Here is a 13,990-nt window from a genome sequence, read left to right as displayed (position 1 = left end):
CCGTGCGTGAACACCAGAGCACCCAGTGTCGCGCGGACCGGCAAGCGTCGGATCCGACGACCGGTACCTCCGGCTGGACGCGCCGACGGGGCAGCTCCACAGTGTCCGGTGCGGCACGTCCCCCGCCCCGCGACACGCCCACGCAGACGGAAACGGCCGGCGGCACCGGATGGTGCGGCCGGCCGTACCCGTAGCAGGTCAGCGTGCGGCGAGCGGCCGGGTGGAGGAGGTCACCGGCGCGGGGAGGTTACCCGCGCCGCCGAGGTAGCTGTGGATCGCGGCGGCGGCGGCCCGGCCCTCGGCGATCGCCCAGACGATCAGGGAGGCGCCCCGGTGCATGTCACCGGCGACGAAGACCCCGTCCACCCCGGTCTGCCAGTCGGGGCGGGCGTCGACCGCGCCCCGGGCGTTGCGTTCCACCCCGAACTGGGCGAGCAGCGGCTGTTCCTCGGTGCCCTCGAAGCCGATGGCCAGCAGCACCAGGTCGGCCGGGAGTTCCCGCTCCGAACCGGGCACCGGCGTGACGATCCGCTGGCCGTCGCGCTTCTCCACGGTCACCTCGGCGATCCGGACCGCCCGGACCTGACCGGTGCCGTCGTCGACGAACTCCTGCACGGCGACGGCGAAGACCCGCTGGCCGCCCTCCTCGTGCGCCGGGTAGTCACGCAGCAGCCACGGCCAGGTCGGCCACGGGTCGCGCGCGTCGTCCCGGCTGCGCGGCGGCTCCGGGTACAGGTCGAGCTGGTGTACGCCGAGCGCGCCCTGCCGGTGCGCCACGCCGAGGCAGTCCGCGGCAGTGTCACCGCCACCGATGATCACCACGTGCTTGCCGGCGGCGTCGACCGGGGTCGCCGTGTCCCGGCCGGCGACCACCCGGTTCGCCGCGACCAGGTGCTCCATCGCCTGGTGGACACCGCGCAGGTCGCGTCCGGGGGTCTGCGGGGTGTCCCGGCCGGCGAGCGCGCCGCAGGCCAGCAGCACCGCGTCGTACTCGGCGCGGAGCTGCTCGGCGGTGACGTCCACGCCCACGTTCACGCCGGTGCGGAACTGGACCCCCTCGGCGGTGAGCTGGGCCAGCCGCCGGTCGACGTGCTCCTTCTCCAGCTTGAAGTCGGGGATGCCGTACCGGAGCAGACCGCCGACCGCGTCGTCGCGTTCGTACACGGTGACCGCGTGACCGGCGCGGACCAGCTGCTGGGCGGCGGCCAGGCCGGCGGGGCCGGAGCCGACCACGGCGACCCGGCGGCCGGTCGGCGCGACCGGCGCCGCCGGGGTGACCAGCCCCTGGTCGAAGGCGGCGTTGGCGATCTCCACCTCGACCTGCTTGATGGTCACCGGATCGTCGGCGATGCCGAGCACGCAGGCCGCCTCGCAGGGCGCCGGGCAGAGCCGGCCGGTGAACTCGGGGAAGTTGTTGGTGGCGTGCAGCGACTCCACCGCCGCCGCCCAGTTCCCGGTGCGGACCAGGTCGTTCCAGTCCGGGATCCGGTTGCCCAGCGGGCAGCCGTCGTGGCAGAACGGGATGCCGCAGTCCATGCAGCGGGTGGCCTGCTCCCGGACGAGGCCCTCCTCGGCCGGCGGGTAGACCTCCCGCCAGTCGCTGATCCGCACCGGCACCGGGCGGCGGTTCGGCATCCGCCTCGGGTAGCGCAGGAAACCGTTCGGGTCAGGCACGAGCCACCTCCTGGGCCGCCACCGTCCGGGCCACCGGCACGGCCGGCGCGGACAGCGCGGTCATCACCGCATCGTCGACGTCGCGGCCGGCGGCTTCGGCGGCCCGCATGATGTCCAGCACCCGCCGGTAGTCCCGGGGGACCACCGCGGTGAACTCCTCCACCGCCTCCGGCCAGCGCTTGAGCAGCTCCTCGGCGACCGTCGAGCCGGTCTCGGCCACGTGCCGGCGGACCAGGTCGTGCAGCAGCTCACGCTCCTCGTCGCGCAGTGGCGCGAGGTCCACCAGCTCGGTGTTGACCCGACGGCGGTCCAGCTCGTGCACGAAGGCGAGGCCACCGGACATGCCGGCGGCGAAGTTACGACCGGTCGGTCCGAGGACGACCACCGTACCGCCGGTCATGTACTCGCAGCCGTGGTCGCCGACGCCCTCGACGACCGCCGTCGCGCCGGAGTTGCGGACCGCGAACCGCTCCCCCACCCGGCCGCGCAGGAAGACCTCGCCGGCGGTGGCGCCGTACAGGATGGTGTTGCCGGCGATGATCTGGTCCTCGGCACGTGCGCCGGGCCCGGCCTGGGCGGTGACGAACGGGGCGGCCTGGTCCGGGGTGACGACGACCCGCCCGCCGGAGAGGCCCTTGCCGACGTAGTCGTTGGCGTCGCCGTACAGCCGCAGGGTCACCCCGGACGGCAGGAACGCGCCGAACGACTGGCCGGCCGTGCCGCGCAGCACGAACTCGATCGTGTCGTCGGGCAGCCCGGCCCCGCCGAAGCGACGGGTCACCTCACCGCCGAGCATCGCGCCGACGCTGCGGTGCTCGTTGCGCACCGCCACCTCGACCCGGACCGGGGTGCCGTCGCGCAGCGCCGGCCCGGCCAGCCGGATCAGCTCGTTGTCCAGGGCCAGGTCCAGGCCGTGGTCCTGGGCCCGGACACCGCGCCGCGCCGCGCCCTCGGGCAGCTCCGGCAGGTGCAGGACGCGGGCCAGGTCGAGCCCCTTGGCCTTCCAGTGCTCGACCGCCGGGGCGACGTCGAGCAGTTCGGTGCGGCCGATCGCCTCGTCGATGCTGCGCAGGCCCAGCTCGGCCAGGTAGCCCCGGACCTCCTCGGCGAGGAAGAGGAAGAAGTTCTCCACGAACTCGGGGCGGCCGGTGAAGCGCTCACGCAGCACCGGGTTCTGGGTGGCGATGCCCACCGGACAGGTGTCCAGGTGACAGACGCGCATCATCACGCAGCCGGCAACGATCAGCGGCGCGGTGGCGAAACCGAACTCCTCCGCGCCGAGCAGCGCCGCGACCAGCACGTCCCGGCCGGTCTTGAGCTGCCCGTCGACCTGCACGGTGACCCGGTCGCGGAGCTTGTTGAGCAGCAGCGTCTGCTGTGCCTCGGCCAGGCCCAGCTCCCACGGGGTGCCGGCGTGCTTGAGCGAGTTCAGCGGGGACGCGCCGGTGCCGCCGTCGTGGCCGGAGATCAGGATGACGTCGGCCTTGAGCTTGGCGACGCCCGCCGCGACGGTGCCGACACCGACCTCGCTGACCAGCTTGACGTGCACCCGGGCGGCCGGGTTGACGCACTTCAGGTCGTGCACGAGCTGGGCGAGGTCCTCGATCGAGTAGATGTCGTGGTGCGGCGGCGGGGAGATCAGGCCGACGCCGGGGGTGGCGTGCCGGGTCCGGGCGATCCACGGCCACACCTTGTTGCCGGGGAGCTGGCCGCCCTCGCCGGGCTTCGCGCCCTGCGCCATCTTGATCTGGAGGTCGTCGGCGTTGACCAGGTATTCGCTCGTCACGCCGAACCGTCCGCTGGCGATCTGCTTGACCGCCGAACGGCGTTCCGGGTCGTGGAGGCGGTCGGGGTCCTCGCCGCCCTCACCGGTGTTGGACTTGCCGCCGAGGCGGTTCATCGCCACCGCGAGGGTCTCGTGCGCCTCCGCCGAGATCGACCCGTACGACATCGCGCCGGTGGCGAAACGCTTGACAATCTCGCTGGCCGGCTCGACCTCCTCGATCGGCACCGGCGGCTGGACGCCGCTGCGCAGGGTGAACAGGCCACGCAGCGAGCCGGAGTGCGCGGCGAGCGCGTCGACCTTGCCGGTGTACTCGCGGAAGATGTCGTACTGCCGGCTGCGGGTGGCGTGCTGGAGCAGGAAGACCGTCTCCGGGTTGAACAGGTGCAGCTCACCCTCGCGCCGCCACTGGTACTCGCCGCCGACCTCCAGCCGGGGTGAGGCGGGGGTGCCCGGGGCGGGCCAGGCCAGGGCGTGCCGGGCGGCGACCTCGGTGTGGATGCCGTCCAGCCCGATGCCGCTGATCGTGCTCGGGGTGCCCCGGAAATACCGCTGGACGAGCTGGGTGTCCAGCCCGACGGCCTCGAAGACCTGCGCGCCGCAGTACGACGAGACGGTGGAGATGCCCATCTTCGACATGATCTTCAGGACGCCCTTGCCGAGCGCCTTGACGTAGTTGCGCACCGCCGTGGCGGGTGCCACGCCGGGCAGCGCCCCGGTGGTGATCATGTCCTCGACGGACTCGAAGGCGAGGTACGGGTTGACCGCCGCCGCGCCGTACCCGATCAGCACGGCCGCGTGGTGGACCTCCCGGCAGTCGCCGGACTCCACCACCAGCGCCACCTGGGTGCGGGTCTGCTCCCGCACCAGGTGCTGGTGCACGGCGGCGGTGAGCAGCAGCGACGGGATCGGGGCCAGGTCGGCGTTGGAGTCCCGGTCGGAGAGGACCAGGATGCGGACGCCGTCCTCGATCGCCTCGGAGACGTGCCGGCAGATCTCGGTCAGCCGGGCCTTGATGCCCGCCCCGCCTTCGCGGATGCGGTAGAGCCCGGAGACCCGGACCGCCTTGAAGCCGGGCAGGTCGCCGTCCTCGTCGATGGAGAGGAGCTTGGCCAGCTCGTCGTTGTCGATCACCGGGTACGGCAGGACGACCTGCCGGCAGCTCGCCGGCCCCGGGTCGAGCAGGTTGCCCTCCGGGCCGATGGTGGTCTGGAGGCTGGTGACCAGTTCCTCCCGGATGGCGTCCAGGGGCGGGTTGGTGACCTGCGCGAAGAGCTGGTGGAAGTAGTCGTAGAGCAGGCGCGGCCGGGTGGAGAGCGGGGAGATCGGGGTGTCGGTGCCCATCGAGCCGATCGGCTCCGCGCCGGAGCGGGCCATCGGCGCGAGGAGGATCTTCAGCTCCTCCTCGGTGTAGCCGAAGGTCTGCTGCCGGCGGCGCACCGAGTCGTGGGTGTAGACGGTGTGCTCCCGGGCGGGCAGCTCGTCCAGCTCGATCAGCCCGGCGTGCAGCCAGTCGCCGTACGGCTGGGCGGCAGCCAGCTCGGTCTTGATCTCGTCGTCGTGCACGATCCGGCCGGCGACGGTGTCGACCAGGAACATCCGGCCCGGCTGGAGCCGCCCCTTAGCGACCACCCGGGCCGGGTCGAGGTCGAGCACGCCCGCCTCGCTGCCCAGCACCACGAGACCGTCGGCGGTACGCCACCAGCGCCCCGGCCGCAGGCCGTTGCGGTCGAGCACCGCGCCGACGACCGACCCGTCGGTGAAGGCCACCGACGCCGGGCCGTCCCAGGGCTCCATCAGGCTGGCGTGGAACCGGTAGAAGGCGCGCTCGTCGGCGCGCATGTCCGGGTCGTTCTCCCACGCCTCGGGGATCATCATCAGCACCGCGTGCGGCAGGCTCCGCCCGGCCAGGTGCAGCAGTTCGAGGACCTCGTCGAAGTTGGCCGAGTCGGAGGCGGCCGGGGTGCAGATCGGGAACAGCCGGCGGATGTTGCCCGGCAGGTTCGGCGTCCGCAGCAGCGCCTCGCGGGCCTGCATCCAGTTCCGGTTGCCCCGGATCGTGTTGATCTCGCCGTTGTGGGCGATGAAGCGGTACGGGTGCGCCAGCGGCCAGGACGGGAAGGTGTTCGTGGAGAACCGGGAGTGCACCAGGGCGATGGCGCTGACCACCCGGGCGTCCCGCAGGTCCGGGAAGTACGCCGGGAGCTGGTCGGGGGTGAGCATCCCCTTGTAGACCATGGTGCGTCCGGACAGCGACGGGAAGTACGCCGGCACGCCCCGCTCGGCGGTCTCCCGTTCGGTCTGCTTGCGGACGCAGAACGCCACCCGGTCCAGGTCGAGGCCGGTCAGCGGGGTGCCGGCCGGGCCGTCCGGGGAGTCGGTGAGGCGGTTCGCGGCGAGGAAGAGCTGGCGGACCCGGGGCATCGCGGCCAGGGCGGTCTCGCCGAGGTCGCTCGGGTCGACCGGCACGTCCCGCCAGCCGAGCACCTCGGCCCCCTCGACCAGGGCGTACTTCTCCAGCACCCGGCGGGCGCGGGCCTCGTCGGCGTCGTCGTCGGGGAGGAAGACCAGACCGGTGGCGTACTGCCCGGCGGGCGGGAGGGGGAAGTCCACCACGGCACGGAGGAACGCGTCCGGCACCTGGATCATGATGCCCGCGCCGTCGCCGGTGTTGGGTTCCGCGCCCCGGGCGCCCCGGTGGTCGAGCCGGCACAGCGCGCCGAGGCCGTTCGCGACGACCTCGTGGGAGCGTCGTCCGTACAGGTCCGCCACGAAGGCCACACCGCAGGCGTCGTGCTCGTTCGCCGGGTCGTAGAGGCCCTGGGCGGGCGCCGCCCCGGCGCTCGGGCGCGGGCCGGTGGGCGGGGCGGACTGCGGGTGGGGAGGGTACGGAAAGGCCACCGGGCCTCCTGTCGTCGCTCAGGTGTGGATCAGGTCGGGACGACGTCGGCCCTTCAGGGTCTATTGAGTCTACGTTAGGGCTCGACACGCAAGACCAGTAAGGATTGATCACACTTCCAGCATCTGGGACGTGTAGTCTCGCGCGGTGGATCACGTACCCGCTGAGTTGTTCGACCGGTTGGAACGCTTCTACGACGCGGTACCCCGCGACGCAGCCCGTGCCGAGGAGTTCGGCGGGCTGGTGCTTTTCGTCCGGGAGGGTGCCGGATGGCCGTTTTACGCACGCCCCCGACGCGACGCCTCCCGACCGCCGTCGGTCGCCGACATCGACAACGTCCGGGCGCGGCAGCGCGAACTGGGGTTGCCGGAGGCCTTCGAGTGGGTCCACGAGACGACGCCGGACCTGCTGGCGGTGGCCCGTTCGGCGGGACTGGCCGTGCTGGAGGCCCCGCTGCTGGTCCTCGACCCGGCGGCGTGCCCGGACCCGGCCGGGCTCACCGACGTACCGGTCTGGCTGCTGGACCCGGCGGCACCGGACTTCGCCGCCCAGGTGGCCGCCCGTCGGGCGGTGGCCGCGGTCGGCTTCAGCGCGCCCGGCACCGCCCGTGGTGACGCCGGCCCGGCCGAGCGGGACGCCGCGATCAACGAACTGGATCTCGCCGCGGTCGAGGAGGAGGCGTCCCGGACCGCGGACGGCCGGCGCATCTCGGCCCTCGCCGGCACGCCCGCCGAGGGGGCACTGGCCTGCGGGATGGCGATGCGCGTCGACGACGTGGCCGAGATCGCCGGAGTGGCCACCCTGCCGGTGGCCCGGGGCCGGGGCCTCGGCGCGGCGGTGACCGCCACCCTCGCCCACGCGCTGCGTCAGGCCGGCACCGACCTGGTCTTCCTCTCCGCCGGCAGCGAGGAGATCGCCCGGGTCTACGTCCGGGTCGGCTTCCGCCGGATCGGCACCGCCTGCATCGCCGAGCCCGCCGCCGTGCTGCCCTGAGGCAACTCCCGCGACGAGCCGGCCGACGACGCCCCCGGGGTGGGCCGGTGCCGCCCTCCCGGGCCCGTCAGGCCGACGAGGAGGGCGGACGCCACTGGGCGGCCGACGAGGCGGCGCGGCCCAGCAGGCGGGTGGTGATCGGGCCGAGCGCGGCGTCCCGCGCGCGCAGGGCGAGCCGCCCCCGGGTCTGGAGCACCGCCGACATCCGGCGGGTCTGCCGGACCACGCCGGCCACCCGGGGTCGGCGCGTGCGGTCGTACCCGGTCACGGCGTCGGGCAGCCGGGTCTCCCGGAGCAGGGACTGGAGCGTCGCTGCGTCCTCGAAGGCCAGACAGGCGCCCTGCCCGAGGTGCGGCGGCATGGCGTGCGCGGCGTCGCCGAGCAGCACCACCCCGCCGGGCCCCGAACGGAAGGCGTACTGGCGGGGCAGCGGACGCAGTTCGCGGACCTCCTGCTGCACCAGGTCGGCGGGCTCGGCGGCGGCGAGCAGCGCCTCGACCGGCGCGGGCCAGCCGGCGAACCAGCGACGGAGCAGGGCCAGTTGCGTCTCCGCCGACTCCGGTCGGGGCGCGCCCGCCGCGGTGGCCATCCAGTACACGCCGCCCCGGGCGGTCCCCCCGGCGGAGCCCCGCTCCCCCAGGGACGCGGAGACGAACCGGTAGCCCGCACCGAGGATCTCCCCGCCCAGCGGCTGGTCGGCCGGGATCCGGGGCGCGCGGTACCAGGGGACCACCGCCCGCCAGGTGGCGCTGCCGGAGGCCACCACGCCGGCCTCGGGGGCGAGCTGACGACGGATCACGCTCTCCACGCCGTCGGCGGCCACGATCAGGTCCGCCTCGTACTGGTGGTGACCGTCGCCGACCGAGGGGCGTCCGTTCCCGCCGGTCCGCACCGTGCGGACGGTCACCCCGGTCCGCAGGTCCACCCGGTCGAGACCGGCGACGAGGGCGTCGTGCAGATCCTCCTGGTGCACCACGACCGGCGTCCGCTCCGGTGGGGCGGGGCGGGGTTGCACCAGCCAATGCCCGTCCGGCCGGCGGATACCGCCGTCGGGCAGCGGGGTGGCGACGGCGTCGAGACCGGCGCCGAGGCCGAGGGCACGCAGCGCCCGGACACCGTTGGGCCAGAGCACCACGGCGGTCGGCTCGGGGCGCACCCGGTCGGCCTGCTCCAGGAGGGTGACCTGCCAGCCCGAGCGGGCCAGCGCACCGGCGACCGCCAGGCCGCCGATGCCCGCGCCCACCACCACGGCGCTCCGCACTGCCATGGTCGCCTCAGCCGTCGCGGTCGGTGGAACGCGGCCCGCTGTCGACGTCCCGGGAGCTGCCGACACCGTCGCGAGCGGCGTCCGGCTCCGGGCCGTCCGACTCCCGCGCGGGGCCGTCCTCCCCGGCGGGTCCGTCGGGCATCGTGCCGGTCTCCCGGTACGCCCGGAACTGCTCCTCGTCGACCACCCGGTAGCCGCGTGGGGCGGCCAGGTCGGGGCTGGTCTCGGTACGGGACAGGTCGCGCTGGGAGATGTTCCCGCCGCCGGTGGCCGGCACCGGCGCGTCGGCCGGGATCGGCACCACGTACTCGCGGGGCCCCCGGACGCGCAGGAAGTAGACCAGGGCGCCGAGGAAGACCAGGGCCGAGGTCCAGACGTTGAGCCGGACGCCGAGGATCTCGGTGGCCTCGTCGGTCCGCATCAGCTCGATCCAGAACCGGCCGACGGTGTAGCCCATCACGTAGAGCGCGAAGGCCCGGCCCCGACCCAGCCGGAACCGCCGGTCGACGGCGAGGACCAGCAGGGCGACACCGATGTTCCAGAGCGCCTCGTAGGCGAAGGTCGGGTGGTAGAGGCCCGGTTCGACGATCGGCTGGCCGGCCTCGTCGCGGAGCGCCTGGCCGGGGTTGTCCGGGTCCATCCGGTGGATCTCCAGCCCCCAGGGCAGGGTGGTCCGGCCGCCGTAGAGCTCGTTGTTGAACCAGTTGCCGAGCCGGCCCACCGCCTGCGCCAGCGGCAGTCCGGGGGCGAGGGCGTCGGCCACCACGGCGAACGGGATGCCGAGCTGCCGGGCGGCGAGCCACGCGCCGACCGCGCCACCGGCGACGGCGCCCCAGATGCCGAGGCCACCCTCCCAGATGTAGAGGGCGGCCACCGGGTTGCCGCCGGTGCCGAAGTACTTGTCGGGGGAGGTGATCACGTGGTAGATCCGCGCGCCGATGATGCCGGCCGGCACGGCCCAGACCGCGATGTCCAACACCGCGCCCGGAGCCACCCCCCGGCGACGCAGCCGGTACTCGGTGACCAGGCAGGCCACCACGATTCCGGCGACGATGCACAGCGCGTACGCCCGGATCGGGACCGGACCGAGCTGCCAGACGGCGGTGCTGGGGCTGGGCAGGGCCGCCTGGGGTGTCAGCGAGGCGAGAGTCACGGGTGCACACGCTACCGCTGTGACCCGTGTCGGTGACATCCCGGTCCGGTGCCCATCGCCACCGGGTGACTTCTGGTTTGGGTGGCCGTAGGCTGTTTGTCCATGAGGTCGCTCACCTGGGCGGTCGCCGCGGTGGTCACCGACGACGCCGGGCGGGTGCTGCTCTGCCGGCAGGGCCGGCGGGCGGCACGGTGGGCGCTGCCGGGCGGCCGGTCCCGGCCGGACGAGACCCCGGGCCAGGCGGTGGTACGTGACGTGCACGCCGAGACCGGCCTGACCGTCGAGGTCGTGGACCTGGTCGGGATCTACCACCTGCCGGCGGCGCCCGACGCGCCACGGGCCGGGCGGGCCGGTCCACGGCCGGACGTCCTGGTGCACGTGCTCCGGGCCCGGGTCACGGGCACCGCCCCGGACGGGGTGCCGGGCGGGGGCTGCCGGTTGTCCTGGCACGATCCCGGCCGGCTGCCCGAGCCGGTCACCCCGGTCACCCGGTGGGCCGTGGCCGACGCGACGGCCGGCCGTTCCGGCGTGCTCCGCGAGGTACGACCGCGCGCCGGGGCCGGGCTGCCCGCCGCTCACCCAGGACTGTCTACGGCCCACCCCGGGCTGCCGGCCGCCCGTCCCGGGGATCCGGCAGCGGCCGCCTGCGGAGCCGGGCCGACCCGGCGGGCTGGGGCTACCCCGGCGACCGGTGACACCGTGGACCCGGCGGACGCCGCCTGAGTTCTGGCCCTGAGGGCGCCCCGGACCACTTCACGCTCCCCGCGACCCCCGCGCGATGTCCGGTTTTCGGGACCCGCTGTCCCGGTTGGCGACGTCACGCTCCAGCAGGCCGACGGGGGTGCAGGTATCCCCGGACGCACGCTTTAGAGCTGCCCGCACAGACGGGGCAGCGCGGCCGACCCCGCGACGCGGACGGTGGGCGCGCGACGCGGACGGTGGGCGCGCGACGCGGACGGTGGGCGCGCGGACGGGGCAGCTCCAAAGCGTCCCCGGGCAGACACCTCCGCCCGGCGGACGGCACGCGTGGGCGCGGCCGAGCCGGTGGGCCGGCAAGCCGGCGTGGACTGGTGGGCCGGTGGTGGCCGGTCAGCGGTTACGGACGCCGTCGGCCAGTTCGGCGGAGAGGGCACGCAGCGCGGTCAGGCCGGTGGCCTCGTCGGGGGCGTCGAGCAGGCACCGGATCAGCGCGCTGCCCACGATCACGCCGTCGGCGTACCCGCCGACCGTGCCGGCCTGCGCGCCGGTCCCCACCCCGAGCCCCACCCCGACCGGCAGGTCGGTGACCGCGCGGACCCGGGAGACCAGGGTCGGCGCGGCGTCGGAGGTCTGGGCCCGCGCGCCGGTGACGCCCATGACGGCGGTGGCGTAGACGAAGCCCCGGCAGTGGGCGACGGTCATGGCCAACCGCGCGTCGGTGGAGGACGGCGAGACCAGGAACGTGCGGTCCAGGCCGTGCGCGTCCGAGGCGGCGAGCCACTCGTCGGCCTCGTCCGGGATCAGGTCGGGCGTGACCAGGCCGGTGCCGCCGGCGGCGGCGAGGTCCCGGGCGAAGGCGTCGACGCCGTACTGCTCGATCGGGTTCCAGTAGGTCATCGTCACCACCGGCGCGCCGGTGACCGCGACCGCCTCGACGATGCGCAGCGTGTCCCGGGTGCGTACGCCACCGGCGAGGGCGATGTCGCTGGCCTTCTGGATCACCGGCCCGTCCATCACCGGGTCGGAGTACGGGATCTCCACCTCGATGACGTCGACGCCCGCCTCGACCATGGCGGTCATCGCGGCGATGCTCCCCTCGACCGTGGGGAAGCCGGCCGGCATGCAGCCGACCAGCAGCGCCCGGCCTTCGGCGCGGGCCTTGTCGAAGGCGACCCCGATCCGGCTCATGTCACTCCTTGTCGAGGATGCCGAAGTACCCGCCGGCGGTGTGGACGTCCTTGTCGCCCCGACCGGAGAGGTTGACCACGATGACCGGCTCCCGGCCCAGCTCGTCGGCGAGACGGGGGGCGATCTTCATCGCGCCGGCCAGGGCGTGCGCGCTCTCGATCGCCGGGATGATCCCCTCGGTACGGCAGAGCAGCTCGAACGCGGCCATCGCCTCGTCGTCGGTGACCGGCTCGTACGTCGCCCGGCCGCTGTCGTGCAGCCAGGCGTGCTCCGGTCCGACGCCCGGGTAGTCCAGTCCGGCGGAGATCGAGTGCGACTCGATGGTCTGCCCGTCCTCGTCCTGGAGGACGTAGGTGCGGGTGCCGTGCAGCACGCCGGAGGAACCGCCGGTGATGCTGGCGGCGTGCCGGCCGGTCTCGACGCCGTGGCCGCCGGCCTCGAAGCCGTAGAGGCGGACGTCGGAGTCACCGACGAAGGCGTGGAAGATGCCGAGGGCGTTGGAGCCGCCGCCGACGCAGGCGGCGACCGCGTCCGGCAGCGCGCCGGTGAGGTCCAGGCACTGCTGCCGGGCCTCCTCGCCGATGCCCCTGACGAAGTCCCGGACCATCGCCGGGAACGGATGCGGTCCGGCGGCGGTGCCGATCAGGTAGTGCGTGTCGTCGACGTGGGCGACCCAGTCCCGCATCGCCTCGTTCATCGCGTCCTTGAGGGTGCGCGAGCCGTTGGTGACCGGGACGACGGTGGCGCCGAGCATCCGCATCCGGGCCACGTTCAACGCCTGCCGCTCGGTGTCGACCTCGCCCATGTAGACGACGCACTCCAGGTCGAACAGGGCGGCGGCGGTGGCGGTGGCCACCCCGTGCTGCCCGGCCCCCGTCTCGGCGATCACCCGGGTCTTGCCCATCCGCTTGGTGAGCAGCGCCTGACCGAGCACGTTGCGCACCTTGTGCGCCCCGGTGTGGTTGAGGTCCTCCCGCTTGAGCAGCACCCGTGCGCCGACCTTGGCGGAGAACCGGTTCGCCCGGTAGAGCCGGGACGGCGTGCCGGCGTAGTCCCGCAGCAACGCGTCGAACTCGGCGAGGAACGTCTCGTCGGTCATCGCGTGCCGGTACGCCACGTCCAGCTCGTCCAGCGCGGCGACGAGCGCCTCGGGGACGAACCGGCCACCGTACCGGCCGAAGTGGCCGGCCGGGTCGGGGAGCAGGCCGGCCGAGCCGGCCCGCGCGTTGGCGCTCATCGGTGGTCCTCTCGGTGCTGACGGGAGCGGGCGGGGCCGGTGCGCCTCAGCGCGCCGGACGCGGGGTGGCCGGGTGGTTGCCGGCGTTGACCAGCTCCGACACCGCCTCGCGGGGGCTCTTCTGGGTGACCAGGCCCTCGCCGACCAGGACGGCGTCCGCCCCGGCCGAGGCGTACCGGATGAGGTCGTGCGGGCCGCGCACGCCGGACTCGGCGATCTTCACGACGTTGCTGGGCAGGCCCGGCGCGATCCGCTCGAACACCGACCGGTCGACCTCCAGGGTACGCAGGTCACGGGCGTTGACGCCGATCACCTGGGCGCCGGCCTCCAGGGCCCGGTCGGCCTCCTCCTCGTCGTGCACCTCGACCAGGGCGGTCATCCCGAGCGACTCGATCCGCTCCAGGAGCCCGACCAGGGCGTTCTGCTCCAGTGCCGCGACGATCAGCAGCACCAGGTCGGCCCCGTGCGCCCGCGCCTCGTGCACCTGGTAGCTGGAGACCACGAAGTCCTTGCGCAGCACCGGGACGTTCACCGCGGCCCGGACAGCGGCCAGGTCGTCCAGCGACCCGCCGAACCACCGCCCCTCGGTCAGCACGCTGATCGCCCGGGCGCCGCCGGCGGCGTACTCGCCGGCCAGTTCGGCGGGGTCGGCGATCTCGGCGAGCTGTCCGCGCGACGGCGACGAACGTTTCACCTCGGCGATCACCGCGACGCCCGGCCGCCGCAGGGCCGCGTACGCGTCCAGGGCTGGTGGGGCGGCGGCGGCGAGTTCGCGGATCCGCTCCAGCGGAATCTGCTCCTGCCGCCGGGCGACGTCCTCGCGTACGCCGGCCAGGATCTCGTCGAGCACGCTGGCGGGCGCCGCCGGACCGGCCTCGTCCCCCTCCGCGTGCGCATGCTCAGCAGTCACCAACGGACTCCCCTCTCCGGGTGTCATGGGCCGATGCTAGGTGGCGGCGCTGAACCCCAGGTGGGGGGGTATGGCGCGCCTCACGAGATGGGCTGGGGCATAATGACCGACTTCCGGTGAGCGGAAAATCACACAGCGCAACCGGTCGGGTCGACCACCGCGATCGTCCCCACCGCCCGCCGCCACC

Annotated in this window: 9 protein-coding genes; 2 read left to right on the top strand and 7 right to left on the bottom strand. The window is 74.2% G+C overall.

Annotated elements, in window-relative coordinates:
- Nucleotides 1–198: 198 nt before the first annotated feature.
- Both GA0070618_RS19690 and gltB read right to left on the bottom strand, forming a co-directional pair.
- Entirely contained in the window at nucleotides 199–1,674 is a 1,476-nt protein-coding gene (locus tag GA0070618_RS19690) for a glutamate synthase subunit beta (RefSeq protein ID WP_088982944.1), read from the bottom strand.
- Nucleotides 1,667–6,358, bottom strand: coding sequence for a glutamate synthase large subunit (gltB, locus tag GA0070618_RS19685; protein ID WP_088982943.1), 4,692 nt, complete (start codon nucleotides 6,356–6,358; stop codon nucleotides 1,667–1,669). Before gltB ends, GA0070618_RS19690 begins: the two co-directional genes overlap by 8 nt.
- A gap of 145 nt (nucleotides 6,359–6,503) precedes the next feature.
- Here gltB and GA0070618_RS19680 point away from each other — a divergent pair, with 145 nt between their 5' ends.
- Nucleotides 6,504–7,349, top strand: coding sequence for a GNAT family N-acetyltransferase (locus tag GA0070618_RS19680; protein WP_088982942.1), 846 nt, complete (start codon nucleotides 6,504–6,506; stop codon nucleotides 7,347–7,349).
- Nucleotides 7,350–7,416: 67 nt separating this feature from the next.
- Here the strand turns inward: GA0070618_RS19680 and GA0070618_RS19675 are convergent, their stop codons facing one another.
- Entirely contained in the window at nucleotides 7,417–8,610 is a 1,194-nt protein-coding gene (locus tag GA0070618_RS19675; RefSeq protein WP_088982941.1) for an FAD-dependent oxidoreductase, read from the bottom strand.
- Nucleotides 8,611–8,623: 13 nt separating this feature from the next.
- The gene (gene lgt, locus GA0070618_RS19670; RefSeq protein ID WP_088982940.1) at nucleotides 8,624–9,769 is read right to left on the bottom strand and encodes a prolipoprotein diacylglyceryl transferase; all 1,146 of its coding nucleotides are present in this window, start codon (nucleotides 9,767–9,769) and stop codon (nucleotides 8,624–8,626) included.
- 102 nt (nucleotides 9,770–9,871) lie between these two features.
- Here lgt and GA0070618_RS19665 point away from each other — a divergent pair, with 102 nt between their 5' ends.
- The gene (locus GA0070618_RS19665) at nucleotides 9,872–10,492 is read left to right on the top strand and encodes an NUDIX hydrolase (RefSeq protein ID WP_088982939.1); all 621 of its coding nucleotides are present in this window, start codon (nucleotides 9,872–9,874) and stop codon (nucleotides 10,490–10,492) included.
- 366 nt (nucleotides 10,493–10,858) lie between these two features.
- On the opposite strand, the gene trpA is transcribed toward GA0070618_RS19665, so the two are convergent.
- From trpA to trpC, 3 genes are read right to left on the bottom strand one after another with little or no spacing between them, the layout of a single operon-like run.
- Nucleotides 10,859–11,656, bottom strand: coding sequence for a tryptophan synthase subunit alpha (gene trpA, locus GA0070618_RS19660; protein WP_088982938.1), 798 nt, complete (start codon nucleotides 11,654–11,656; stop codon nucleotides 10,859–10,861).
- 1 nt (nucleotide 11,657) lies between these two features.
- Nucleotides 11,658–12,893: a tryptophan synthase subunit beta gene (gene trpB, locus GA0070618_RS19655; RefSeq protein ID WP_088982937.1), complete on the bottom strand. Its 1,236-nt coding sequence runs from the start codon at nucleotides 12,891–12,893 to the stop codon at nucleotides 11,658–11,660.
- Between the two features lie 46 nt (nucleotides 12,894–12,939).
- On the bottom strand, nucleotides 12,940–13,743 hold the full coding sequence (gene trpC, locus GA0070618_RS19650; RefSeq protein WP_172900402.1) for an indole-3-glycerol phosphate synthase TrpC: 804 nt from the start codon (nucleotides 13,741–13,743) through the stop codon (nucleotides 12,940–12,942).
- Between the last annotated feature and the right edge of the window lie 247 nt (nucleotides 13,744–13,990).

Source organism: Micromonospora echinospora, assembly GCF_900091495.1.
In the GTDB taxonomy this organism is placed as follows: Bacteria; Actinomycetota; Actinomycetes; order Mycobacteriales; family Micromonosporaceae; genus Micromonospora; species Micromonospora echinospora.
Note: the sequence above shows the minus strand (reverse complement) of the source record. Positions and strands in the feature narration are given on the sequence as shown.

Excerpts from the sequence above, each read along its gene's own strand:
- GA0070618_RS19665 (WP_088982939.1), top strand. The coding sequence starts at position 9,872 with ATGAGGTCGCTCACCTGGGCGGTCGCCGCGGTGGTCACCGACGACGCC.
- trpA (WP_088982938.1), bottom strand. The coding sequence starts at position 11,656 with ATGAGCCGGATCGGGGTCGCCTTCGACAAGGCCCGCGCCGAAGGCCGG.
- trpB (WP_088982937.1), bottom strand. The coding sequence starts at position 12,893 with ATGAGCGCCAACGCGCGGGCCGGCTCGGCCGGCCTGCTCCCCGACCCG.